16 protein-coding genes are annotated in these 24,180 nt (G+C 76.4%); 11 read left to right on the forward strand and 5 right to left on the reverse strand.

Annotated elements, in window-relative coordinates:
* Positions 1 to 119 precede the first annotated feature (119 nt).
* Positions 120 to 5,849, forward strand: a complete 5,730-nt coding sequence (locus ACZ6PY_RS07650; RefSeq protein ID WP_466070150.1) for a WG repeat-containing protein — start codon at positions 120 to 122, stop codon at positions 5,847 to 5,849.
* Between the two features lie 105 nt (positions 5,850 to 5,954).
* A complete protein-coding gene (locus ACZ6PY_RS07655; protein WP_262282347.1) occupies positions 5,955 to 6,953 on the forward strand; it encodes an aldo/keto reductase family protein in 999 nt (332 codons plus the stop codon).
* Between the two features lie 105 nt (positions 6,954 to 7,058).
* On the opposite strand, the gene ACZ6PY_RS07660 is transcribed toward ACZ6PY_RS07655, so the two are convergent.
* On the reverse strand, positions 7,059 to 7,859 hold the full coding sequence (locus ACZ6PY_RS07660; protein ID WP_466070152.1) for a site-2 protease family protein: 801 nt from the start codon (positions 7,857 to 7,859) through the stop codon (positions 7,059 to 7,061).
* Positions 7,856 to 8,056, reverse strand: a complete 201-nt coding sequence (locus ACZ6PY_RS07665; RefSeq protein ID WP_091320006.1) for a hypothetical protein — start codon at positions 8,054 to 8,056, stop codon at positions 7,856 to 7,858. Before ACZ6PY_RS07665 ends, ACZ6PY_RS07660 begins: the two co-directional genes overlap by 4 nt.
* Positions 8,057 to 8,180: 124 nt before the next feature.
* Here ACZ6PY_RS07665 and ACZ6PY_RS07670 point away from each other — a divergent pair, with 124 nt between their 5' ends.
* From ACZ6PY_RS07670 to ACZ6PY_RS07685, 4 genes are all read left to right on the forward strand, one after another.
* Positions 8,181 to 10,115: a serine/threonine-protein kinase gene (locus ACZ6PY_RS07670; protein ID WP_466070154.1), complete on the forward strand. Its 1,935-nt coding sequence runs from the start codon at positions 8,181 to 8,183 to the stop codon at positions 10,113 to 10,115.
* A gap of 50 nt (positions 10,116 to 10,165) precedes the next feature.
* On the forward strand, positions 10,166 to 12,139 hold the full coding sequence (locus tag ACZ6PY_RS07675; RefSeq protein WP_466070156.1) for a bifunctional adenosylcobinamide kinase/adenosylcobinamide-phosphate guanylyltransferase: 1,974 nt from the start codon (positions 10,166 to 10,168) through the stop codon (positions 12,137 to 12,139).
* On the forward strand, positions 12,129 to 12,902 hold the full coding sequence (locus tag ACZ6PY_RS07680) for an adenosylcobinamide-GDP ribazoletransferase (RefSeq protein WP_466070158.1): 774 nt from the start codon (positions 12,129 to 12,131) through the stop codon (positions 12,900 to 12,902). Before ACZ6PY_RS07675 ends, ACZ6PY_RS07680 begins: the two co-directional genes overlap by 11 nt.
* A gap of 65 nt (positions 12,903 to 12,967) precedes the next feature.
* A complete protein-coding gene (locus ACZ6PY_RS07685; RefSeq protein ID WP_466070160.1) occupies positions 12,968 to 14,260 on the forward strand; it encodes a DUF2314 domain-containing protein in 1,293 nt (430 codons plus the stop codon).
* A gap of 103 nt (positions 14,261 to 14,363) precedes the next feature.
* Here ACZ6PY_RS07685 and gcvT read toward each other — a convergent pair whose 3' ends face one another.
* Positions 14,364 to 15,494, reverse strand: coding sequence for a glycine cleavage system aminomethyltransferase GcvT (gcvT, locus tag ACZ6PY_RS07690; protein ID WP_466070161.1), 1,131 nt, complete (start codon positions 15,492 to 15,494; stop codon positions 14,364 to 14,366).
* Positions 15,495 to 15,659: 165 nt separating this feature from the next.
* Between gcvT and ACZ6PY_RS07695 the strand changes: the two genes are divergently transcribed.
* The gene (locus ACZ6PY_RS07695; RefSeq protein WP_466070163.1) at positions 15,660 to 17,228 is read left to right on the forward strand and encodes a leucyl aminopeptidase; all 1,569 of its coding nucleotides are present in this window, start codon (positions 15,660 to 15,662) and stop codon (positions 17,226 to 17,228) included.
* A 63-nt stretch (positions 17,229 to 17,291) separates the two neighbouring features.
* Here the strand turns inward: ACZ6PY_RS07695 and ACZ6PY_RS07700 are convergent, their stop codons facing one another.
* Positions 17,292 to 17,621 (reverse strand): hypothetical protein, encoded by a 330-nt coding sequence (locus tag ACZ6PY_RS07700; protein ID WP_466070165.1) that lies wholly within the window; start codon positions 17,619 to 17,621, stop codon positions 17,292 to 17,294.
* A gap of 177 nt (positions 17,622 to 17,798) precedes the next feature.
* Here ACZ6PY_RS07700 and lpdA point away from each other — a divergent pair, with 177 nt between their 5' ends.
* Positions 17,799 to 19,190 carry a dihydrolipoyl dehydrogenase gene (gene lpdA, locus ACZ6PY_RS07705; RefSeq protein ID WP_466070167.1) on the forward strand — a complete coding sequence of 464 codons (1,392 nt, stop codon included), beginning with the start codon at positions 17,799 to 17,801 and terminating at the stop codon, positions 19,188 to 19,190.
* A 66-nt stretch (positions 19,191 to 19,256) separates the two neighbouring features.
* On the forward strand, positions 19,257 to 21,068 hold the full coding sequence (sucB, locus tag ACZ6PY_RS07710; protein WP_466070169.1) for a 2-oxoglutarate dehydrogenase, E2 component, dihydrolipoamide succinyltransferase: 1,812 nt from the start codon (positions 19,257 to 19,259) through the stop codon (positions 21,066 to 21,068).
* 59 nt (positions 21,069 to 21,127) lie between these two features.
* On the opposite strand, the gene ACZ6PY_RS07715 is transcribed toward sucB, so the two are convergent.
* Positions 21,128 to 22,075 carry an SDR family NAD(P)-dependent oxidoreductase gene (locus ACZ6PY_RS07715; protein ID WP_466070171.1) on the reverse strand — a complete coding sequence of 316 codons (948 nt, stop codon included), beginning with the start codon at positions 22,073 to 22,075 and terminating at the stop codon, positions 21,128 to 21,130.
* Positions 22,076 to 22,224: 149 nt separating this feature from the next.
* Here ACZ6PY_RS07715 and ACZ6PY_RS07720 point away from each other — a divergent pair, with 149 nt between their 5' ends.
* Together ACZ6PY_RS07720 and ACZ6PY_RS07725 are read left to right on the forward strand one after the other, a co-directional pair.
* Positions 22,225 to 22,791, forward strand: a complete 567-nt coding sequence (locus ACZ6PY_RS07720; RefSeq protein ID WP_466070173.1) for a TetR/AcrR family transcriptional regulator — start codon at positions 22,225 to 22,227, stop codon at positions 22,789 to 22,791.
* A 45-nt stretch (positions 22,792 to 22,836) separates the two neighbouring features.
* The gene (locus ACZ6PY_RS07725; protein WP_466070175.1) at positions 22,837 to 24,168 is read left to right on the forward strand and encodes a low temperature requirement protein A; all 1,332 of its coding nucleotides are present in this window, start codon (positions 22,837 to 22,839) and stop codon (positions 24,166 to 24,168) included.
* The last annotated feature ends 12 nt before the right edge of the window (positions 24,169 to 24,180 follow it).

The following is a 24,180-nucleotide window of genomic DNA, read 5'->3' on the forward strand; positions in this document are numbered from 1 at the left end:
GACTCTACCGGCACGAAGGGCGCCCGGCGCGACAATTTCCAACGAGGTGACATCGCCGTGAGCGAGCGACGCGAGCCGGCCCCGGGGCCGCGCCGCGCGGGCGGCGACAGGGTGCCCCGATGAGCGGCTGGGACCGCTGGCGCGAGCTGGCCGAGCCCTCCTGGGCGGCCGAACCCACCCACGAGTGGCGCCCGCAGTTCCCCGGCCAGCGCTATCCGGGCGACATCGGCCTCGAGTACCTGACCCCGCCCGCACCGCGCGGCCGGGCCTCGGCGGTCGGCCGGGCGGAGGTGCACCCGGTCAGCCCCGCGCCGGCCGGCGAGGACGCGTACCCGGTCAGCCCGGCGGGGCCCGACGACCTCGACCGGCGCCGCGGCACATACCCCGTCAGCCCCGCCGGCCCTGGTGGCCCCGACGGGCGGCGCGGCACGTATCCCGTCAGCCCCGCCGGCCCGGAGGACCTCGACCGGCGCCGCGGCAGCTACCCCGTCAGCCCGGCCGGACCCGACGACCTCGACCGGCGCCGCGGCACGTACCCCGTCAGCCCGGCCGCACCGGACGACCTCGACGGTCGGCGCGGTGGGCGGCCGGCCGCGAACGGGCGGCGACCCGAGGACGGTCCGCGGCGCGGGGCGCCGGGTGACCGGTTCGACCAGCGGTGGGTGCGCCCGGAGTCGGCGCGCGGGGCGGCGCCGCACCGGCCGGTCTCCCCCGCCGCGGAGCCCGGCTGGGTGCCGGAGCCGGAGGAGTACCCGCACCACGCGCCGCGATCGGGCCGACCGGAGCAGCGCCGCGCGCCGGCGGACGGCCGGACCGGCCCGCCGCCGGACGGCCCGGTGGACCGGCGGGAGCCGGCGTTCGACGGCCGCCGGGCGTTCGACGGCCGGCGCGAGCCGGGACTCGACGATCGCCGGGAGGCGGCCTTCGACGCCCGGCGGGATCCGGCGTTCGACGCCCGGCGGGATCCGGCGTTCGACGCCCGGCGGGATCCGGCGTTCGACGCCCGGCGGGATCCGGCGTTCGACGGCCGGCGGGATCCGGCGTTCGACGGGCGGACGGGTCGGCGGGAGGGTGACCCCGGGCGGCGCGACCAGGACGTGCCCGGCCGGGGGGACCCGGACTTCCCCGGCCGCCGCGACGCCGGGGTTGCCCGCCCGAGCGGGCGGAGCCCGGACTTCCGCCAGCCGGGCGAGCCACGTTTCGACGGGCCGCTCCGTGGCGAGCCGGGCCGGGGCTACGACGGGCCGCCGCCTGGCGAGCCGGATCGCGGGTTCGCCGGACCGCGCCGGGAGCCGGCCCGGGGTCACGACGGGCCGCCCCGTGGCGAGCCGGGCCGCGGTTTCGACGGGCCGCGCCGGGAACCGGACCGGGGTCACGACGGACCGCCGCGCCGGGACGCGGCCGCGCGGGCCGAGACGTACCGGGAGGCACCCGAGAGCGGCCGCCGGCCGGCGGACCCGTACCGCCCCGAGCCGGGCCGGTACGGCGAGTCGCGTCCCGCCGCGTTCCGGCCCGAGGAGCGCCGGGAGGGTCAGCGCCCGCCGGGCGACCGCGCGCGACCCCACCCCGGGGAGTGGCCGGTCGTCGAGCGGCGACCGCACATCGAGCCGGCCGCGTACCGGCCCGACGAACGGCACCGCCCGACGGTCGACCGGCCGGGCCCGGACGCCCGCCCCGGCCGCCCGGTGGACGAGGCGGCCCGCTACGACGGCCGCCGCCCCGAGTCGGGCGCCCCGCGGCCGGACGTCGTCGGCCCACCACCGGAGCCGATCCGTCGTCGCCCCGAACCGGTGAACGGCCGGCCCGAGCCGGTCCGCCCCCGGCCCGAGTTCGACGGCCCGCGCCCCGAGTCGGTCGGGCCGCGTCCGGAGTCGGTCGGGCCCCGTCCGGAATCCACGGGTCCGCGTCCTGCCCCGGTCGGGCCCCGGCCGGAGTCGGTCGGGCCGCGCCCGGAGTCCACCGGTCCGCGTCCCGGCGTTGTCGGGCCCCGGCCGGACTCGGACGGTCCCCGGCCCGAGTACCGGCCGCAGCCGGACGGATGGCAGGGGCGGCCGGGCGAGCCCGGGCCGGCCCGCCCGGGCGACGGCTGGCGACCGCCGGTCGAGCCGGCCGCGCGGGCCCGTCCGGACGACCTGCGGGACCGGCCGGTACGCCCCGACGAGGTCAGGCCGCAGCCCCAGCCCGCTGCGCGCCCGGACCAGCGAGGCGAGGCGGCCATGCCGGCCGCCCCGGCCCGACCCGGGGAGCGGCCGGACCGGCCGGTCGCGCCGCCCCCGCCACGCCCCGACGACGCGCGCCAGCGGCCCGTGCCGCCGGCGCGGCCGGACGAGTGGCGTCAGCCCGCCATGCCGACCCGGCCCGACGACGGCCGGCGGCCACCGGCGGAGCCGGCGGGTCGACCGGATCCGCGCCGGGCGGAGCCCATCCCGGGCGCACCGCTGCCGGCCATGCCGGTGTCCGGCGCGCCGCTGCCGGCAACGCCCGTGTCGAACGCGCCGCTGCCGGTCACGCCCGTGTCGAGCCCACCGCTGCCGGTCACGCCCGTGTCGGGCGCGCCGCTACCGGCCACGCCCGTGCCGAGCGCACCGACCGCGAACGCGCCCGTCTCCGGCGTGCCCGTGTCGGCGGCACCCGTCTCCGCACCGCCGGCCGTCGAGGCGCCCGTGTCCGGGCGGCCGGTGTCCGGCCCGCCCGCCTCTCCCACCGCCCAGCCGGCTGCGGACGGCGGCCGGACAGCACAGCCGCCACAGGCCCGACCCGTCCACGGGCCGGCAGCGGCCGAAGCGGCCCGCGCCGCACCACCCGCCTACCCCGGGCCCGGAGTCGCCCGGCCGGAGCACACCGTCAGCCCGACCGTGCCCGCCGAGGACACCCGGTCGGGCGAGGCCGCCGGTCCGCGCACGCCCGCCGGGGCCGCCGGGCCGACGGACGACCGCCGGGCGACCACGCCGGCCGGCCCGGGCTCGCCGCGCGCGGGTGGCCCGGCGTCCGCGCCGGTCAGCGACGACGGAAACGCCCGGTTGGGCGAGGTCGCCGACCGGCCGCAGGACGCGGCGGCGGCGCGGCCGGTCGAACCGGCGGACGGTCCCGCGGAGACCTGGTTCCGGGCCAACGAGCCGGTGTCGCCGGCCGCTCCGACGGAGACCCCCGGCCCCGCGCACGCGGGGGCACCGGCGGCCGGTTCCGCCGAGCCGTCGGCCGTACGGCCGACGGTGGAGCTGTCCGACCCCGCGCCCGAGGCCCGCGTGGCGCTCCGTCCGGACGCCGCCGCACCGGACGGGGAGCGGTCGACCCCCGCCCTCGAAGTCCGGGCCGGGTCGGATCCGGCATCCGCGCGCCCGACGGAACCCGCACCCGCACCGGCCGGCCCGGGCACCGCCAGCCCCGCGGCCGACGCCCGGCCCGTCTCCGGCCCGCCCGAGCCGGCGACCGACGTCCCGGCGCAGCCGGCCCCCGCCGGGCCCCGGTCCGACGTGCCCGGGCCCACCGCCCCGACCGCGGCGTCGTCCACGGCCGCCGCGCCGGACCGACCCGCTCCGGCGCCGTGGACGCCACCGGTCGGCGGCCCGTCCGGCGGCACCGCACCACCCGACGCCGGATCCCCGCCGGCCCCGGACCCGGCCGCGCCCGTCCCGGCGGCGCCTGCGCCGAGCACCGCCGCGCCGGTCTCCGCGCCGCCCGCGGCGAGCCCCGACGCGCCCGCCCCGGCAACGCCCGCCCCGGACCCGGCCACCTCCGGCCGATCCGCCCGAGGGCCGGCCGCCCCGGTGTCCGGGGCGCCCGCGCCGAGCCTCGCCGGATCCCTCGCCGCCGGTGCCGTGGTGCCGGTCTCCGGTTCGCCCGGCCCCGACGGCCCGCCGCACCCCTCCGAGCCGGCCACGCGGGAGCCGGCCGGACAGGCCCCCGACGCCGCTGGCCCGACCGGGACCGCCACCGGCACGCCGGCGGACCAGTACCCGCACCCGCCGACCGAGGCCGCCGTGCCGGCGGGGGCCGCCCAGGACGCCACGCCGTCCGGCACCGCCCCGGCTCCCGCACCGCGCACCCCGGACCAGGCCGGGATGTCGGCAGGGACGGCGCCCGCGCCTGCGCAGACCACGGTGCCGGCCCAGACGGGCGTGCCGGACCGGAGCGGGGTGCCGGACCGGAGCGGGGTGCCGGACCAGGTGGCACCCGCGCCGCGCACGCCGGAGCAGGCCGAGGTGCCGGCACCGGCGGAACCGGCACGGGACGATGCCGCGCCGGCAGCCGCGCGGCAGGAGACCGCCGCGACACCCCACGAGCCGGCCGCCGCCGACCAACCGGATCCCGTCCCGGATCCGCCGGCCGTGCCGGACGCGCAGCCACCGGCACCGACCACCCCGGCCGAGGCCTCCGCCGAACCCACCCCGGCCGGGGCCTCCGCCGAACCCACCCCGGCCGGGGCTGTCCCGTCCGCGCACACCGACGAACCGGCCGACGAGGCAGCCGCCGACCAGGAGGCGACCGACCGGGAACCTGCCGGCGAGGAGGCCGACACCGAGCCGCGGGAGGCCCGCCCGGCCGACCCGGAGCAGGCGCTGGCCGCCGTCCGCTGGCGGCTGCACCCGGAGACCCTCCGCGAGGAGGCGCCCGACCCGGCGGCGCTGCGGGAGATCCGGGACGGGCTCACCACCAAGCTGGGCACCGCGCTGGACAACCGCAGCCGCGCCCGGCTGCTCAGCCTGCGCTCGGTGGCGTCGCGGATCCTCGGCGAGCTGGACGACGCCGTGGCCGACGGGCGGCTCGCCCTCACGTACGCGGATGCCACCGGTGAGTTGCGGCGGACCGCGCTGGCCCGCGCCCGGCTGGCCGAGGTGCTGCGCTGGCGTGGCGAGTACGCGGAGGCGGACCGGCTCTTCGCGGAGGCCAACTCGCCGGAGCTCCCGGACCGGCTGCGTGCCGTGCTGCACGAGCACGCGGGCCGTTCCTGCTACGACCAGGGCCGGCTGACCGAGGCGTGCCTGCACTTCGAGCGGGCGCTGGACCTGCGCCAGGGTGAGGACGCGGAGCTGAACGCGCGGACCACGCTGGCGCTGGACGCGGTCGCCGAGCGGGCCGCGACGGACGGGTTCGGGCCGAAGCCGCGCAGCCGGGAGACGCTGCTGGGCGGCGAGCGGCACCCGGTGCCGACGTTCGACGAGGACCAGGAGCTCTGGGGGTACGCGGACGCCGAGGGCGAGCTGGTGATCGCCCACGGGTACGCCGAGGTGCAGCCGTTCCGTGAGGGCCTGGCGTGGGTACGCCGCCCGGAGGCGTCCCGCTGGGCGCTGATCGACACGGCCGGCGCGGCGCTGATCGAGGCGAACAACGGCTACCGGGCGGTGGGGTCGTTCTCGGAGGGGCTGTCCTGGGTGTCGATGGACGGCAAGGGCCGGTGGATGGCGGTCGACCGGACCAACATCGTGAAGATCCCGCCGGGCTACGAGGACGTCCGGCCGTTCCGGGGCGGCCTCGCGGCGGTACGGCAGAACGGCGGTTGGGGCGCCGTGGACCGGACCGGCCAGGTGGTGGTGCCGACCCGCTACCACGGTCTGAGCACGGCGCTGGCCGACGGCCGGCACGTGGACGGGTTCACCGAGGACGGCCTGGCCGGGGTGGAGCTGGCCGGTCGCCGGGGTGTGGTGGACCGGACCGGGCGGGTGCTGGTCCCGCCGGCGTACCCGTCGCTGGTGGTGCACCCGGTGGCGTTCCTGGTGGCCGACGAGTCGGGCCGGTGGGGTGCGCTGGACCGGCGGGGTGATCTGCTGATCGACCTGGTGCACCCGGGGCGGGCCGCCGTGGTCGCGGAGATCGACCGGCTGCTCGCCGACACCAGCCCGGTGCTCTGACGCTCCGGCGTCAGCACCGGCGGGCAGACGCCCTGCTGCCCGGTGCGGCGTCACACCCCGCCGCGCCGCACGGCGACCATGATCGGGCAGGACTAGGGTCGGGGCATGGAATTCCGACACCTAGGCCGCTCGGGCCTGCTGGTCAGTGAGATCTCGTACGGCAACTGGATCACCCACGGGTCGCAGGTCGAGGAGGAGGCCGCCACCGCCTGTGTGCGGGCCGCCCTGGACACCGGCATCACCACCTTCGACACCGCCGACGTCTACGCCGGCACGAAGGCCGAGGAGGTGCTCGGCCGCGCGCTCAAGGGCGAGCGGCGCGAGGGGCTGGAGATCTTCACCAAGGTGTTCTGGCCGACCGGGCCGGGCCGCAACGACCGGGGCCTGTCCCGCAAGCACATCATGGAGTCGATCAACGGCTCGCTGCGCCGCCTGCAGACCGACTACGTCGACCTCTACCAGGCCCACCGCTACGACTACAGCACCCCGCTGGAGGAGACGATGGAGGCGTTCGCCGACATCGTGCACTCCGGCAAGGCGCACTACATCGGCGTCTCCGAGTGGAAGGCGTCGCAGATCCGGGAGGCGCACGGGCTCGCCCGCGAGCTGCGCATCCCGCTGGTCTCCAACCAGCCGCAGTACTCGATGCTGTGGCGGGTCATCGAGGCCGAGGTCATTCCCACGAGCGAGGAGCTGGGCGTAGGCCAGATCGTCTGGTCGCCGATGGCCCAGGGCGTGCTCTCCGGCAAGTACCTGCCGGGCCAGCCGCCGCCGGCCGGTTCCCGCGCCACCGACGAGAAGTCCGGCGCGGGCTTCATCGCCCGGTTCATGACCGACGAGGTGCTCACCCGGGTGCAGCGGCTCAAGCCCCTGGCCGAGCAGGCCGGGCTCACCATGCCGCAGCTCGCCGTCGCGTGGGTGCTCCAGAACCCGAACGTCTCCTCGGCGATCGTCGGGGCGTCCCGGCCGGAGCAGGTGCACGACAACGTGAAGGCGGCGGGCGTGAAGCTCGACGCCGACCTGCTCAAGGCCATCGACGAGATCGTCGAGCCGGTCACCGAGCGGGACCCCGCGAAGACCGAGAGCCCGGCGCAGCGTCCGTGACGCTCTCCCCGGGCCGGCGCGGCCTCCGCGCCGGCCCGGGACCCCTCGGGGGTACGCGCGGCGGGAGGCGCCCCGCCGCTGCGCGGCGGCTCCCGGCTCCGGAGGTCAGCCCTCCCAGAAGCGGATCAGGTGCCAGCCGAGCGCGTAGAGCTGGGGCGGCAGGCCGAGCAGGTCACCGACGGAGAAGACCGCGCTGAAGAACCAGTTGTTGATCCGCGGGCTCCACAGCAGCGCGAACAGCAGGATGAAGCCGTACGGGGCGAACAGCCCGTACATCCGCCGGTACGCCGGGGACAGCCACGGCTCGATCATGTTGCCGCCGTCCAGGCCCGGCACCGGCAGCAGGTTGAGCACGCTGGCGGTGAGCTGGAGGAACGCCAGCAGCCCCACCCCGGCCCAGAACTCCAGCGGGCCGCCGCCGACCTCCCGGCCGATCCGCACGGCCAGCACCAGCAGCAGGGTGAACAGCACGTTGGTGGCCGGCCCGGCCAGGCTGACCAGGGTGTGCCGCAGCCGGCCCGGGATGGCGTGCCGGTCGACCCAGACCGCGCCGCCGGGCAGGCCGATGCCGCCGAGCAGCACCACGACCACCGGCAGCACGATGGACAGCAGCGGGTGGGTGTACTTCAGCGGGTTCAACGTCAGGTAACCGCGGTGCGCGATGTCCCGGTCCCCGGCCCGGTACGCGACCACGGCGTGCGCGTACTCGTGCAGGCAGAGCGAGACCAGCCAGCCGGAGACCACGAAGAGGAAGACGTCGAACCGGACGCTGCCGAACCCGTTCCAGGCCATCACGCCGCTGGCCACGAAGATCGCGACCAGGGCGAGGAAGATCGGGCTGGGCCGGAACGCCGCCCGGGGCACCCCGAGCACCAGCGGGTCGCGGGGGCGGTCGTAGCCCGTCATTCGGCCGGGGGCAGCAGGCTCATCCGGTATTCCACCCGGTCGTCCTCCACGAGCGCGACGGAGGTGACGCCGGACGCCGCGAGCTCCCGCCAGGCCTGGCCGATCCACGACTCGGCGTCCGCCTGGCTGGGGAACGACTCACCCGGCCCGTCGACCGATGCGCCGTTCGTGCCCTCGTACCGCCAGCTCCACGCCATGCCGCGTCTCCCCTCGCCGCCGTCGCCCTGGGACGGAAACCCCCGCAAGCCTAGTCGGCCGGACGCGGGACGGCCCGGCCGCCACGTGGATCATGCCGGCGGCCCGGACCGGTACGGTGGCTCGGTGCTGACTCAAGGAGTGGTGCTCAGCGATCGCTACCGGCTGGGCGAACGCATCGCGACGGGCGGCATGGGTGCGGTCTGGAAGTGCACCGACACCCTGCTGGGCCGCGAGGTCGCCGTGAAGGTCCTGCTGCCGTCGCTGGTCGCCGATCCCGAGTTCACCACCCGGTTCCACGCCGAGGCCCGGATGCTGGCGGCGCTGCGGCACCCCGGCATCGTGCAGGTCCACGACTTCGGCTCCGCGACCCTCGCCGACGGCAGCCAGGTCAGCTACCTCGTGATGGAGTACGTCGACGGCGAGCCGCTGGTCACCTGGATCCGGCGCGCCGGCCGGCTCGACCCGGCGTCCACCATGTCGGTGGTGGGGCAGGCCGCGCACGCCCTGCACGCCGCCCACCTCGCCGGGATCGTGCACCGCGACGTGAAGCCCGGGAACCTGCTGGTCAAGCGGGACGGCACGGTCGTGCTGGTGGACTTCGGCATCGCCCGGGCCAGCACCATGGCCGGCATCACGGCCGCGCACATGGTGCTCGGCACCGCCTCGTACATGTCGCCGGAGCAGGCGGCCGGACAGCCGGTGTCTCCGGTCACCGACGTCTACGCGCTCGGCGCCGTCGCCTACTACTGCCTGGCCGGGCGGCCGCCCTTCGAGGGCGACAACCCGCTCCAGGTGGCCATGCGGCACGTCCAGGACGAGCCGCCGCCGCTGGTGGGCACGCCGCCCGCGGTGGTCGAGGTGGTCGGCCGCGCGCTGGCGAAGCGTCCGGCGGACCGGTTCCCGACCGCGCTCGCCCTGGCCGAGGCCGCCCAGGACGCCCGGGACGCCACCCTGGCCCGGCTCCCGGCACCGCCCCGCCCGCCGTGGGCGGTCGCGGGTCCCGCCGTGCCCGGCCCGGCGGTCCTCCCGGCGCCGACCCCGGACCCACCCGCGACGACGCCACCGGCCGGCCAGCCGTCGACCGGTCAGGCGCCCGCCGGCCAGTCCCCTGCCGGCCAGCCGCGGTCCGCCGCCGGCCCCGCCCCGGCCGCCCGCACCACGCCGCCCGGTCCCGTCTTCGCTCCCGGGCACGCCTCCGCCGTCGCCGGGCCCGCCCCCGGCGCTCCCGGGCCGGATTCCGCCCCGGCGCCGGCCTGGGCGGCCGGGTTCGGGCAGGCGGGCGGGGAGCCCGGACACGGCTCGCTGCGGGACCGGCACGCCGGTTCCGGCGTACCGCCGACGCTGGAGGAGCCGGCGGAGCGCCGGGGCCGCGGCCGGGCACTGGCGCTGGCCGGTGCGGCCGGCGTGGTGCTGGTCGCCGTGCTGACCGCCGTGGTCGTGGCGGTGCTGAACTCCCCCGACGACCCGGATCCCGGCCGCGGCCCGGCCGCGCTGGCCGGGGAGTCCGCGGTCGCCGACCCCGCGCAGCCGGAGGCGTCGGCCGGCGCCAGTGTGGGCGCCGGTTCCGGCGCGTCGCCGACGCCGAGCCGCAGCGGGCGGCCGGGCCGGTCGCCGTCGGCAACGCCGAGCCGTCCCGCCGCGGATGCCGGCACCCCGTCGGCCGGGGACCCCGCGCCGACCGGCGGCGCGCCCGCCCCGACCGGGAGCAAGGCCAGCCCGAAGCAGCCGTACACGGCGGCGCAGGCGTGCGGCAGCGGCTACCAGGTGATCGACTCGGCGACCCTGACCGCCGGCGGGGTCCGCACGGGGCGCGTCTACCTGCTCTACAGCACCGCGGGCGGCACCAACTGCGTGGTCACCCTCAAGGACACCGACGTCGGGCAGGCCACCACGGTGACCGCGTACCTGGAGGTGCGGGGCAAGGCGCGGCAGACCGAGAGCGGCGCCTACCGCTACTACGCCGGGCCGGTGCGGGCGAGCGCCGCCGGGGCCTGCGTGAAGTGGGGCGGGTCGGCGGGCGGGGCCAGCTACGGCAGCGCGTTCGAGCACTGCGACTGAGCCCCCGGGCCGGCGGGCGGCGACCCGCCGGGCGGCCTTAAGGTACGGGCATGTCCGTAGACGGGTGGAACACCCTCCTGGTGCTCGGCGGTATCCGCTCGGGCAAGTCGGAGTTCGCCGAGTCGGTGGTCGCCGACGCGCCCACGGTCCGGTACGTGGCCACCGCCCCCGAGGGGGATCCGGAGGACACCGAGTGGGCGACCCGCCTCGCGGCGCACCGCGCCCGCCGGCCCGGCAGCTGGACCACCGAGGAGACCGCCGCCGACCCCGGCCGCCTGGCCGAGGTGATCGCGACGGCCGGGCCGAACGAGACGCTGCTCGTCGACGACCTGGGCGGCTGGGTGACCGTGCTGCTCGATCCGGCGCACCAGCCGGCCGACGACACGGCCACCATCGCGGAGCTGGCCGCGGCCGTCCGGGCCAGCGCCGCCCGGCTGGTGCTGGTCAGCCCCGAGGTGGGCCTGTCGCTGGTGCCGACCACGCCGCTGGGCCGGGCGTTCACCGACGCGCTGGGCGCGACCAACCGGGCGGTCGCCGAGGCCTGCGACGCGGTCGCCCTGGTGGTGGCCGGGCAGACCGCCTGGCTGAAGCCGGCACCCGCCCCCGCGCTGGCCGGGCCCGCACGGGCGGGCGCCGCACAGGCCGGTCCCGCGCAGGCGGCCGCAGAAGCCGTTTCCGCGCCGGCCGCCCCGGCACCGGCCGCCGCGCCCGACGAGGCGCTGCCCGAGGTGCTCACCCCCGCCGTTCCGCCGGCCCCGGCACCGGCACCGGCCGCCGCGGCCGGTCCCGCCGACTGGGCCGCGCCGACCATGGCGCTGCCGATGGTCGCCACCGGCCTGGTCATCCAGCCCGGCATGGAACTGCCGATGCCCGACGACTACACCGGGCCGCAGGCGGTCGACCGGCTGGCCACGCTGGACATCCCCGGCGCCGGCCTCGGCGTCCTGGAACGTGTGGTCGGCTTCGCCGCCGCCACCCAGGGCACCGCCACCCCGACGCCGTGGGGCTCGGTCCGGGTGCTGCTGCTGCACGGCGACCACGAGGGCGGCGCGTCGGCCGGCGCGGTGCCCGGCGAGTCGGCCCGCCGCGCCCGGCAGGCGCGCGCCGGCAAGGGACCCCTCGCCCGGCTGGCCGCCGAGAGCGGCGCGAGCCTCCAGGTGGTGGAGGCGCCCACCTCCGCCCCCATCGAGGAAGGGCCGGCGCTCGGCGGCGAGGAGGTCGAGGCCGCCCTGCGCTACGGCTGGCGGCTCGCCGAGCAGGCCGCCGACGCGGGCGTACAGCTGCTGGTGCTCGCGGCGTGCGGGGCCGGCACCGAGACGGCCGCCGCGGCCGTGCTGGCTGCGACGGCCGGCGCGGAACCCCCGGCGGTGCTGGGCCGGGTGGTGACCGAGCACGGCGAGTTCGACGACGCCGCCTGGATGGTCCGCTGCGCCGCCGTCCGCGACGCGCTGCACCGCACCCGGCGCTCCGCCCGCGAGGCCAAGGACGTGCTCGCCGAGCTGGGCGGCGGCGACGTGGCGGTGGCCACCGGCGTGCTGCTCGGCGCGACCGCCCGGCGCGTCCCGGTGCTGCTGGACGGGCCGGTCGGGGTGGCCGCCGGCATGGTCAGCCGCGACCTGGCCGGGCAGGCCCGGCACTGGTGCCTGCTGCCCGACCACGGCGGCCGGCCCGGGGTGCGGCTCGCCGCCGACGTGCTGGGCCTGACCCCGCTGCTGGACCTCCGGCTCGACCTGGGCGAGGGCGCGACCGCGCTGGCCGCCCTGCCCCTGCTGCGCTCGGCCCTGTCGCTCGCCGCCGGCCTGCCGGTGCACCCGGCGCTCGGCGGCGGGGACGACGAGGACTTCACCGAGCCCGAGCCGGCCGGCCCCGGACCCGCCAGCACCGGACCCGAGCCGGACTTCGCCGGGACCGAACCCGCCGGGCCGGGACCCGAACCGGACTTCACCGAGCCCGAGCCCGCCGGCCCGGGGCCCACCACGGTCGAGCCGGACGAGCCGGTCGCCCCCGGCCGACGTGCCGACTGAGTTCCGGCTCGGCGACGGGATCCGGCTGGCGCTCACCACGTTCACCACGGCACCGGTCCGCGCGGGCCGGGTCGACCGGGCCGCGGCCGGCGCCGCCATGGCGCTGGCCCCGGCGGTCGGCGCGCTGCTCGGCGCGGTCCTCGGGGCGGTGCTGCTGCTCGCCGCGGCGGTCGCGCCGCCGCTGGTCGCCGCCGGGGTGGTCGTCGCGCTGGGCGCGCTGCTCACCCGGGGGCTGCACCTGGACGGGCTGGCCGACACGGTGGACGCGCTCGGCTCCTACCGGCGCGGGCCGGCGGCGCTGGAGATCATGAAGAAGCCCGATGTCGGGCCGTTCGGCGTGGTCGCGCTGGTGGTCGTACTCCTGCTCCAGGTGGCGGTGCTCGCCGAGCTGGCCGGGCGGTCGCGGCCGGCGGCGGTCGCGGCGGTCGTCGCGGCGACGGCGGCCGGCCGGCTGGCTGTCGCGCTGGCCTGCCGGCGCGGGGTGCCCGCCGCCCGGCCGGAGGGGCTGGGGGCGCTGGTGGCCGGCACGGTGGGGCCGGTCGCGCTGGTGGCCGGCACGGCCGCCGTGGCGCTGCTGGCCGTGCCGGCGGTGCCCGGCCGCCCCTGGCAGGGGCCGCTCGCCGTGCTGGCCGCGCTCGCCGTCGCGGCCGGGCTGCTGCGGCACCTGGTACGCCGGCTCGGCGGGATCACCGGCGACGTGCTCGGCGCCCTCGTGGAGCTCGTCACCACGCTGTCCTACCTGGGACTGGTGCTGTCCGCCTGAGCCTCACCCGTCCGGGCGGGTAGCGTTCTCAGGCGAGGTGCACCGGCGCGGTCGAGGGGGACGGCATGCTCATCACGGACGACTTCCTGCCCGTACCGGTGCCCGAGTCGCTGGACGCGACCTATCTGGTGCCGCTCGTCGGCCTGCCGAAGGTGAGCCCGAAGACCGCCGTGGAGCGGCTGGCCGGCCGGCTCGCCGAGCCGGTGCACGGGCTGGCCCGGCAGATGCTGGACAGCCCGCTCATGACCGTGGACACCCGCCCGGTCAGCGAGTTCCCGGAGCTGCCGCCGGACCTGCTCACCGCGTTCGGGGCGACCGAGCCGCAGCTGGCCCGGCTGGCCGCCGCCACGCACCTCGTGGTGGTGCAGGCCGAGTACCGGCCGGGCTGGCCCCCGGCGCACGAGTGGGCGGCCCGGGCGGTGGCCGCGGCGGTCGCCGAAACGGTCGACGGGGACGTGGTGGACGTCTTCGGGCTCCAGTTCCTCGACCCGGCCACGGCGCTGCGGTCCCTCCCCGACGAACACGGCCGGATCCGGCTGGTCGACTGGGTGCTGGTGCCCTACTCGTCGGACGCCGACGGGCTCTGGTTCACCACGAAGGGGCTGCGCCGCTTCGGCCTGCTGGAGCTTCAGGCGCAGGGCGTGCCGGACCACCTCACCCGGGCCTGGGGCGCGGTGATGACCGGGGCGGCCCGGCGCCTGCTGCGGGACTGGACCGACGGGCTGTCCGGCGAGGAGGTGCCGGCGTTCGTGCAGCTCCCGGTGCTGGCCACGGTGACCGGGCACGACATCGCGGTGGCCTACGGCAATCCGGAGCAGCACGGCGCGACGGCGCCCGTGCTGCTGCGGCTGGAACTGGACCCGGCGACCGACCCGGACGCCGACTCGTTCCTCACCCTGAACCCGCCGCCCGGGCACCCGGGCCCGCCCGGCCGCTACTTCGCCGCCGCCTGCGCGACCCTGTTCAACGGCATCCAGCCCGACGTCCGGTACGCCCGCTCCGGCGACGCGATGAGCCGGGCCGTCGCCACCGCCCGGGCCGCGCTCGACGACATCCGGTCCCGCTTCCTGGCCGGCCTGCTCCCCGCCGAGAGCCAGCTCGTGGTCAAGTACGGGCTGCCCGGCGACGACGGCCCCGAGTACGTGTGGGCCGGGGTGACCTCCTGGGACACCCCGGAGCGGATCGTCGGCGCGAGCGCCAGCGACGCCGCCGGCGACCCCACGGTCCGGATCGGCGCCCCGGTCGTGGTGGAGGCCGCCGACGTCGTCGACTGGGCGGTGCTGGACGCCACCGGCGTCATCGAGGGCGGCTGGACCCAGGCCGTCCTGGACGCCGGCGAACCCCCGACGGACTCCTAGCCCCCTCCCACCCGATCGATCATGAAGTTGGCGGCACCCGGGGAGATCGAGACCGCCGCCAACCTCATGATCGACGCGACATGGCGGGTGGGGTGGGGTGGGGTCAGCGGACCGAGGGCTGGACGAAGGGTGGGCGGGTCAGGCGCATCTGGGCGCGGCGGCCGCGGATGTCGACCTCCAGGATCTCGCCGTCGGGGAGCTTCGGGTCGGTGTCGACCAGGGCCAGGGCGATGCCCTGCTTCTTCGTCGGGCTGAAGGTGCCGCTGGTGATCGTGCCGACCTGCTTGTCGCCGGCGTAGACGGCCATCCCGGGCCGCGGGATGGCCCGGTCGACCGCCTCCAGGCCGCGCAGCGTGCGGGCGGGGCCGGCCGCCTTCTCGGCCCGCAGCACGTCGCGGCCCCAAAAGGCCGGCTTGTCCCAGCCGACCGCCCAGCCCGAGCGGGCCTGCACCGGCGTGATGTCCAGCGAGAGGTCCTGCCCGTGCAGCGGGTACCCCATCTCGGTGCGCAGCGTGTCCCGCGCGGCCAGGCCGCAGGCGCGCAGCTCCTCGGCCTCGCCGGCGGCGAACAGCGCGTCCCAGACGGCGAGCGCGTCGCCGGCCGGCACGACCAGCTCGTAGCCGAGTTCACCGGTGTAGCCGGTGCGGCAGACGGTCAGGTCGACGCCGTTCAGCGCGGCGGCCGAGAAGCTCATGTAGTCGTGGCCGGTGGGCAGGCCGAGCGCGCCCAGCAGCTCCGCCGAGCGCGGCCCCTGGACGGCGAGCACCGCGTACGCCTCGTGCTCGTCGGTGACGATCACGCCCTCGGGCGCGGCGGCGCGCAACCGGCCGACCACCTCGGCGGTGTTCGCCGCGTTCGGCACCAGGAAGACGTGGTCGTCGGCGTACAGGTAGGCGATGATGTCGTCCACCACGCCGCCGGTGGCGTCGTCGCAGCAGAGCGTGTACTGGGCCTTGCCGGGGGCGATCCGGCCGAGGTCGTTGGACAGGCAGGAGTTGACGAAGTCCGCGGCACCCGGCCCGGTGATGCGGGCCTTGCCGAGGTGCGAGACGTCGAAGACGCCCACCCCGGTACGCACGGCGGTGTGCTCCTTGAGCACGCCGCCCCCGGCGTACTCCAGCGGCATCTCCCATCCCCCGAAGGGGGCGAACTTGGCGCCGAGCGCGGTGTGCCGCTCGTGCAACGGGGAACGGCGCAGCCGGGTCGCGGCGGCGTCGGAGGTCACCTCGGTCATGGGTGCGAACTTACCGGCCCGTGACCGGCTGGTTAGCATCGCGGGAGGTCCCGCCCGCACCGATCGGCGGGACAGCCACGCGTCCGGCGGGTAGGTTCGCCGCCGGAGACCTTCATCGCCGGCACGCGACGCAGCGGCCGGCCCGGCCCGCCCGGAGTAGCTTTCGTGACATCGCCCCGCACCACCCTCAGCCTGGTCGACACCGACCCCGCCGAACTCGCCGTCGACGCGATCGTGATCGGCGTGCACAGCCAGACGACCGAGCAGGAGGCCGGCTCACCCGCCGGCGCCCTGCTGCTGGCCAGCGGCGCGGAGAGCATCGCCGCCGCGTTCGACGGCAAGCTGACCGAGACGCTGGCCCTGCTCGGCGCCACCGGCGGCCCCGGCGAGGTGATCAAGCTGGCCACGCTGGGCACGGTCACCGCCCCGGTGGTGGTCGCCGTCGGCCTCGGCCCCGAGCCGTCCGGCGCCGCTCCGGCCCCGGAGACCCTGCGCCGGGCCGCCGGCGCGGCCGTCCGGGCCCTGGCCGGCGCGTCCCGCGTCGCGCTCGCCCTGCCGCTGCCCGACGACGCCGACGCCCCGGCCGCGCTGCGCGCGGTCGGCGAGGGCGCGCTGCTCGGCGGCTACCGGTTCGCCGGCTACAAGACCAAGCCGCAGCCGGCCCGGCGCGAGCCGGTGGCCGAGGTGCTGGTCGCGGTGCCGGACGCGGCCGACGCGACCGCCCAGGCCGAGGTCACCCGCGCCCAGGCGGTGGCCGGCGCGGTGCGGACCAGCCGGGACTGGGTCAACACCGCACCGAACGAGCTGCGCCCGCCGTCGTTCGCCGAGGCCGTGGCGGCCGCCGCCCGGGAGGTCGGGCTCGGCGTCGAGGTGCTCGACGAGGCGGCGCTGGCCGCCGGCGGCTACGGCGGGATCCTGGCCGTCGGCCAGGGCTCGGAGGCCCCGCCGCGGCTGGTCAAGCTGACCTACACCCCGGAGGGCGGCGGCAACGGCAAGCGGGTGGCGCTGGTCGGCAAGGGCATCACCTTCGACACCGGCGGCATCTCGATCAAGCCGGCCCAGGGCATGTGGGAGATGAAGTCCGACATGGCGGGCGCGGCTGCGGTCGGCGCGGCCATGCTGGCCGTCGCGGCGCTCAAGCCGTCGATCGCGGTCACCGGCTACCTGCCGATGGCGGAGAACATGCCGTCGGGCACCAGCTACCGGCCGGGCGACGTGATCACCATGTACAGCGGCAAGCGGGTCGAGGTGCTCAACACCGACGCCGAGGGCCGGATGATCCTGGCCGACGCCATGGCCCGGGCCTGCGAGGACGGCGCCGACTACCTGTTCGAGACCTCGACGCTGACCGGCGGCCAGGTGATCGCGCTGGGCAAGCGGATCGCCGGCGTGATGGGCACCCCGGAGCTGTGCGAGCGGGTCCGGGCCGCGGGTGACGCGACGGGCGAGCCGGCCTGGCCGATGCCGCTGCCGGACGACGTGCGCAAGGGCATGGACTCCGAGGTCGCGGACATCTCGCAGGTCAACGCCGGCATGGACCGGGCGGGCCACATGCTCCAGGGTGGTGTCTTCCTGCGCGAGTTCGTCACCGACGACGTCGCCTGGGCGCACATCGACATCGCCGGCCCCGGCTACCACTCGGGCGAGGCCACCGGCTACTGGACCAAGGGCGGCACCGGCGTCCCGGTGCGCACCCTGCTGCACCTGGTCGACGACGTCGCCGCCAACGGCTGACGCGTCCGCCACGCCGCGACGGGGCGCTCCCTCACCGGGGGGCGCCCCGTCCGCGTGTCCGGGTCAGAACAGTTCGGGGCGGCGCTTGCGGCGCTCGTTGTAGTCGCGCATCCGCTGCGGGTAGCCCATCAGCCGGACGTCGTAGATCGGGATGGCCAGCCGGTGGGCGAACCGGCGGGCCTCCTCCGGCCCGCCGACCCGCCGCCGGGTCCACTCGCCGTCGTCGGCGATCAGCATGATCGTGGTCTCGGTGACCGTGGTCCGGGGTTCCAGGAACGCCTCGACGCCCCGCCGGGTGCGGACGAAACTTTCAAGATGGTCCAGATCGGCGCGGTCGGCGACCCGGTCGCGACTCACCGCGCCCGCCTGCTTGCGTCGTCGGAACAGCCCCACCGAACCCACTCCTCCCCCGTCCGTCATCGAAGACGGTGCCAAGCGTACGTGTCACCGACGTGTCGTTGGGCACCTCACTACGCGCCCCGTCCCCGGTGGTGACAAGATGACCGAGGTGGGGTGTGCCTGTTACTCCGCCGTAACCCCCGATGCAGCGACGCGACCTGGGAGTTGGACGTGAGCGAGCCGAACGACGCAACCTTCGACATCGTCATCCTCGGAGGTGGTAGCGGCGGCTACGCGGCGGCGCTGCGTGCCGCCCAGCTGGACCTGTCCGTCGCCCTGATCGAGAAGGGCAAGCTCGGGGGCACCTGCCTGCACAACGGCTGCATCCCCACCAAGGCGCTCCTGCACGCCGCCGAGATCGCCGACCAGACCCGCGAGTCGGAGCAGTTCGGCGTAAAGGCCGAGCTGGTCGGCATCGACATGGCGGCGGTCAACTCGTACAAGGACGGCGTGATCTCCCGCCTCTACAAGGGCCTCCAGGGCCTGGTGGGCGGCGCCAAGAAGATCACCTTCGTGGCGGGCGCCGGCAAGCTGGTAGGGCCGAACGTCGTCGAGGTCGACGGCAAGCGCTACACCGGCCGCAACATCGTCCTGGCCTCCGGCTCGTACGCGAAGAGCCTGCCCGGCCTGGAGGTCGACGGCGAGCGGATCATCACCAGCGACCACGCGCTGACCCTGGACCGCGTCCCCTCCTCGGCGATCGTGCTGGGCGGCGGCGTGATCGGCGTCGAGTTCGCCAGCGTCTGGAAGTCCTTCGGCGTGGACGTGACGATCGTCGAGGCGCTGCCGCGGCTGGTCGCGGCCGAGGACGAGGAGTCCTCGAAGGCGCTGGAGCGGGCGTTCCGCAAGCGGAAGATCAACTTCAAGGTCGGCAAGCCGTTCGAGAAGGTCGAGAAGACCGAGAACGGCGTGAAGCTGACCATCCAGGGCGGCGACACCGTCGAGGCGGAGCTGCTGCTGGTCGCCGTCGGCCGCGGCCCGACCACCGCCAACCTCGGCTACGAGGAGCAGGGCGTCAAGATGGACCGCGGCTACGTGCTGACCGACGAGCGGCTGCGCACCAGCGTGCCGAACGTCTACGCGGTCGGCGACATCGTGCCCGGCCTCCAGCTCGCCCACCGCGGCTTCCAGCAGGGCATCTTCGTCGCCGAGGAGATCGCCGGCAAGAACCCGGCCGTGATCGACGAGGCCGGCATCCCGCGGGTCACCTACTGCGACCCGGAGCTGGCCTCGGTCGGCCTAACCGAGGCGAAGGCCAAGGAGCAGTACGGCGCTGACAAGATCAAGACCTACAACTACAACCTGGGCGGCAACGGCAAGAGCCAGATCCTCAAGACCGCCGGCCACGTGAAGCTGGTACGGGTCGAGGACGGCCCGGTGGTCGGCGTCCACATGGTCGGCGCCCGGGTGGGCGAGCTGATCGGCGAGGCGCAGCTCATCTACAACTGGGAGGCCTACCCGGCCGAGGTGGCGCAGCTCGTGCACGCCCACCCGACGCAGAACGAGGCCCTGGGCGAGGCACACCTGGCCCTGGCCGGCAAGCCGCTGCACGCGCACGCCTGACACGACAACCGCGGCGTCCGGCGACGGGCGATGATCCCACCAGGGGAATGAAGGAGTCTGGAGAACATGCCGGTATCGGTCACCATGCCCCGGCTCGGCGAGAGCGTCACCGAGGGCACCGTCACGCGCTGGCTCAAGCAGGAGGGCGACACCGTCGAGGCCGACGAGCCGCTGCTCGAGGTGTCCACGGACAAGGTGGACACCGAGATCCCGTCGCCCGCGGCGGGCGTGCTGAGCCGGATCGTGGTCGGCGAGGACGAGACCGCCGAGGTCGGCAGCGAGCTGGCGATCATCGCCGGTGAGGGCGAGGAGGCCGGCGGGGCCGCCCCGCAGCAGGAGGCCCCGGCGGAGGAGGCCGAGCAGGCCGCCGCCGAGCCGCAGGCCGAGGCGGAGCAGCCGGCCGTCGAGGAGCCCGCCCCGGCCGCCGCGCCGTCGGGCGAGGGCACCGAGGTCAAGATGCCGGCCCTGGGTGAGAGCGTCACCGAGGGCACGGTGACCCGCTGGCTCAAGCAGGTCGGCGACACCGTCGAGGTGGACGAGCCGCTGCTGGAGGTCTCCACCGACAAGGTCGACACCGAGATCCCGTCGCCGGTCGCCGGCACGCTGCTGGAGATCAAGGTCCCCGAGGACGAGACCGCCGAGGTCGGCGGTGTCCTGGCGATCGTGGGCGCGGCCGGCGCCGCGCCGAAGGCGGAGCCGAAGCCGGAGCCGAAGCCGGAGCCCCAGGCCGAGGCGAAGCCGAAGCCCGAGCCCAAGGCCGAGCCGAAGCCGGAGCCCACGGTCGAGGAGCCGACCCCGGGCATGTCCTACAACGAGCCGGCCGCCGAGGCGGAGCAGGCCGCGCAGCCGGCCAAGGCCGAGCAGGCCGCGACCCCGCCCGCGGCGGCCACCACGCCGCAGCGGCCGACCGTCCCGGCGCAGGCCGGTGGCGAGGAGGGCGCCGGCTACGTGACCCCGCTGGTCCGCAAGCTGGCCGCCGAGCACGGGGTGAACCTCTCCTCGGTCAACGGCACCGGCGTCGGCGGGCGGATCCGCAAGCAGGACGTGCTGGAGGCGGCCGAGAAGGCGAAGGCCGCCCAGGCCGCGCCTGCCGCGCAGCCGGCACCGGCCGCCGCGGCCCCGGCCAAGCCGGCCGCGAAGCCGCAGCCGAGCGGCAAGCGGGGCACCGTGGAGAAGCTGCCCCGGATCCGCAAGGCCATCGCCAACCGGATGCACGAGTCGCTGCACGAGATGGCGCAGCTCACCACGGTGATCGAGGTGGACGTCACCCGGATCGCCAAGCTGCGGGCCCAGGCCAAGGACTCCTTCCAGCAGCGGCACGGCGTGAAGCTGTCCTTCCTGCCGTTCTTCGCCCTCGCCGCCATCGAGGCGCTGCAGACATACCCGATCCTGAACGCCCAGCTGGACCTGGAGGGCGGGACGATCACCTACCCGGACGCCGAGCACCTCGGCATCGCCGTGGACACCGAGCGGGGCCTGCTCGTGCCGGTCATCCACAACGCCGGTGACCTCAACCTGGGTGGGATCGCCAAGCGGGTCGCCGACCTGGCCGAGCGGACCCGGACCAACAAGATCAGCCCGGACGAGATCGCCGGCGCGACCTTCACGCTGACGAACACCGGCAGCCGGGGCGCGCTCTTCGACACCCCGATCGTGCCGTCGCCGCAGTCGGCGATGCTCGGCACGGGTGCCGTGGTGAAGCGCCCGGTCGTGGTCAACGACCCGGACCTGGGCGAGGTCGTGGCGGTCCGGTCGATGGTCTACCTGGCCCTGTCGTACGACCACCGGCTGATCGACGGCGCGGACGCGGCCCGCTTCCTCGTCGCGGTCAAGGAGCGGCTGGAGGCCGGCAACTTCGAGGCCGAACTGGGGCTCTGACCTCCTGACGGCGGAGGGGCGCGCGGCGGAAGCCGCGCGCCCCTCCCGTCGTTTCCGGGTCAGCCGCGCAGGTGCTCCTCGGAGACCTCCCAGAGCCGCTCGGCGGCCTCGGGGTCCCGCGCGTACGGGGCGTAGCCGGTGCGGGTGCCCGGCTGGTTCGGCCCGGCCTCCTGGCAGTCCTCGAAGTACCGGCCGCCGACGCCGGCGACCAGCGGCGAGGCGGCGACCAGCACCGACGTGGCCGCGCCCTGCTCGGTGTCCTTCCAGCTCGGGGAGTCCCCGCCACCGCTCTCGGCGCGCAACCGGGCCAGGTCCTCGTCGCTCACGTAGCGCTGGAGGTTCGTCCGGATCGCGCCCGGCATGAGCGCGTTGGCGGAGATCCCGTCGCCGGCCCAGCGCCGGGTGGCGTCCACCGCGAAGAGCACGTTCGCCGTCTTCGACTGCCCGTACGCCGCCCACGGGTCGTACGGCCGCTGGCGGAAGTGGATGTCCTCGAAGACCACCGGTGACCGGAGGTGCGCCGAGGAACTGACCGAGACGATCCGGGCGCCGCCCGCGGCGGCCAGGGACCGGTACAGCCCGGTGGCCAGCGCGAAGTGTCCGAGGTGGTTGGTCGCGAACTGCATTTCCCAGCCCTGCTCGGTGCGCATCTCGGGCGAGGCCATGATGCCGGCGTTGTTGACCAGCATGTGCAGCGGCCCGTCCCAGGTGCGGACGAAGGTGGCCACCGAGCCGAGGTCGGCCAGGTCGAGCGGGGCGACCAGGATCCGGTCGTTGCCGGTGGTGCCGGTGATGTCGGCGGCGGCGCGCTGCCCGGCCTCGGTGTTGCGGACCGCGAGGGTGACGTCGGCCCCGGCGGCGGCGAGCGCGCGGGCGGTCTCGACGCCGATGCCGGAGGCGCCGCCGGTGACGACGGCCCGCCGGCCGGTCAGGTCGAGGTCACGGACCACCTCCAGGGCGGTGGTCTCGCGGGAGAACGGGGTGCTGACGGGTGTGCTGGTGGTCATGATCCATCCTTGTCGGCGGCGGCACGGACCGGTCGTCCGAGCGCTACGATGAGAAGCGGAGGATCCTCCGTTACTCCGACACTAACCGGAGGTTCCTCCGGTTGCCAAACCCGGCCGGGCCCACGCCCCGGTCGAGCCGAGGAGGGGACGTGCCCGACCGCCCGCTGCGCGCCGACGCGCTGCGCAACCGGCAGCGACTGCTGGACGCCGCGGTCCACACGTTTTCCCAGGCCGGCGGCGAGGTAACGCTGGACCGCATCGCCAAGGAGGCCGGGGTCGGCATCGGCACCCTCTACCGCCACTTCCCCACCCGCGAGGCGCTGATCGAGGCGGCCTACCGCAACGAGCTGGCCAAGCTCTGCGACGCCGTCCCGGAGTTGCTCGCCGCACTGCCCGCCGAGGCGGCCGTCCGGGCCTGGATGGACCGGTTCGTCGACTACCTCGCCACCAAGCGAGGAATGGCCGACGCGCTGCGGCTCGCCATCGCCTCCGGCGCCAACCCGTACGCGCACAGCCGGGACCGGCTGCTCGCGGCGCTGGGCGACCTGCTGGCGGCCGGCGCCGCCGCGGGCACCGTCCGCGCCGACGTAGCTCCCGCCGACGTGCTCGCCGGGCTGAGCGGCGTCTCCCTGGTGGCCGGCGAACCGGAGCAGCGCGCCCAGGCCGGCCGCCTGCTCGACCTGCTCATGGACGGGCTGCGCCACCGCCCGGACTGAGCCCAATCCGACCCGCCGCCGACCCGGCGCTGACAGACTCGGTCGGTGAGCGGCTTCGGGTGGCGGGGACGCCTCGGACCGGCGGTGCCGGTGGCACCCGGGGCCCGGGTGGACCGGTTCGAGGTCTTCTTCGACCTGGTCTTCGTCTTCTCGTTCTTCATCATCACCCGGGCCACCGCGCTCCAGGTCAACGGCGGCGCGCTGCTGCACGCGCTGCTGGTCCTCGCCGTGCTGTGGTGGACGTGGGTCGTGCACAGCATCGTGGCCACCCGGATCCGGCTCGGCGAGGGCTTCGTCCCCGTCCTCATGACGGTCGGCATGGCGGCCCTGTTCACCTTCGCCCTGTCCCTGCCGAACGCGTTCCGGGACCCGCGCGGCAACGCGGCCGGGCCGATCGTCGCGGCGATCAGCTACACCGTCATCCGGGGCGTGCACCTGCTGCTCTACCTGCACGCCGTGCGCGACAGCCCGGCCGAGCGCCGCCAGCTCCTCCGGTTCACCCCCGAGCTGGTGGGCAGCACCCTGCTGCTGGGGGTCGCCGCGCTGATCCCGCCGAAGATCGACGACCTCTTCTCGGCGGCGGCGGTCCGGGACGGGCTGTGGGCGCTCGTCGTGCTGCTCCAGTACGCCACGGGCCTCGTCGCCGGCACCTGGGGCTGGGGCGTCGCCTCCGCCGAGCACTGGACCGAGCGGTACGACCTCATCCTGATCATCGCGCTGGGCGAGTCGGTCATCTCCGTGGGCGTCGGCAGCAACCTGCTCGGCCAGCCGCCGACCTGGCCGGCCGTGGCGGCGGCCGTGCTCGGCATCTTCTTCACCGCCGCGCTCTGGTGGGCGCACTACGACATGATCGGGCCGGCCGCCCGGATCGCCCTGCACGCCGCCGAGGACGGCCCCCGCGTCGCCATGGCCCGGGACGCCTACGGCTACCTGTTCCTGCCGATGATCGCGGGCATCATCCTGTTCGCGCTCGGCGCGGAGATGATCGTGCACCAGATCGCCGACCCGCACGTGGCGCAGCACCTGCCGGCCCTCGGCCCCGGCGTGCCGCTGCTCTTCGGCGGGGTGATCTGCTACGTCTGCGGCAACATGCTCTTCCAGCTCCGCACCCTGCGCACGCTGAGCTGGACGCGGGTCGTCGCCGTACTGCTGCTGGCCGTGGGCATCCCGGTGGCCGTGCACCTGCCCGCGCTGGCCGCCCTGACGCTGCTGACCGCCATCACCGTCGGCATGGTGGCCGCCGAGGTGGTGGTCTTCGACGAGGGCCGGCGGGCGCTGCGGAGGCTGGTCTTCGAGGAGCGCACCAGCCACGAGGCCCACGAGGCGGCCTACCGGGCACGCTGGCACGAGCCCCACGAACGCGACGAGGGCGAGTGAGGACGTGCGTGT

The sequence above is a fragment of the Micromonospora sp. NPDC048907 genome, from assembly GCF_055586885.1.

Bases quoted from the DNA above. Each gene is read 5' to 3' on its own strand.
- sucB (WP_466070169.1), top strand. From the start codon at position 19,257: ATGCCGGTATCGGTCACCATGCCCCGGCTCGGCGAGAGCGTCACCGAG.
- ACZ6PY_RS07715 (WP_466070171.1), bottom strand. From the start codon at position 22,075: ATGACCACCAGCACACCCGTCAGCACCCCGTTCTCCCGCGAGACCACC.
- gcvT (WP_466070161.1), bottom strand. From the start codon at position 15,494: ATGACCGAGGTGACCTCCGACGCCGCCGCGACCCGGCTGCGCCGTTCC.
- ACZ6PY_RS07665 (WP_091320006.1), bottom strand. From the start codon at position 8,056: ATGGCGTGGAGCTGGCGGTACGAGGGCACGAACGGCGCATCGGTCGAC.
- ACZ6PY_RS07675 (WP_466070156.1), top strand. From the start codon at position 10,166: ATGTCCGTAGACGGGTGGAACACCCTCCTGGTGCTCGGCGGTATCCGC.
- ACZ6PY_RS07685 (WP_466070160.1), top strand. From the start codon at position 12,968: ATGCTCATCACGGACGACTTCCTGCCCGTACCGGTGCCCGAGTCGCTG.
- ACZ6PY_RS07650 (WP_466070150.1), top strand. From the start codon at position 120: ATGAGCGGCTGGGACCGCTGGCGCGAGCTGGCCGAGCCCTCCTGGGCG.
- ACZ6PY_RS07660 (WP_466070152.1), bottom strand. From the start codon at position 7,859: ATGACGGGCTACGACCGCCCCCGCGACCCGCTGGTGCTCGGGGTGCCC.
- ACZ6PY_RS07655 (WP_262282347.1), top strand. From the start codon at position 5,955: ATGGAATTCCGACACCTAGGCCGCTCGGGCCTGCTGGTCAGTGAGATC.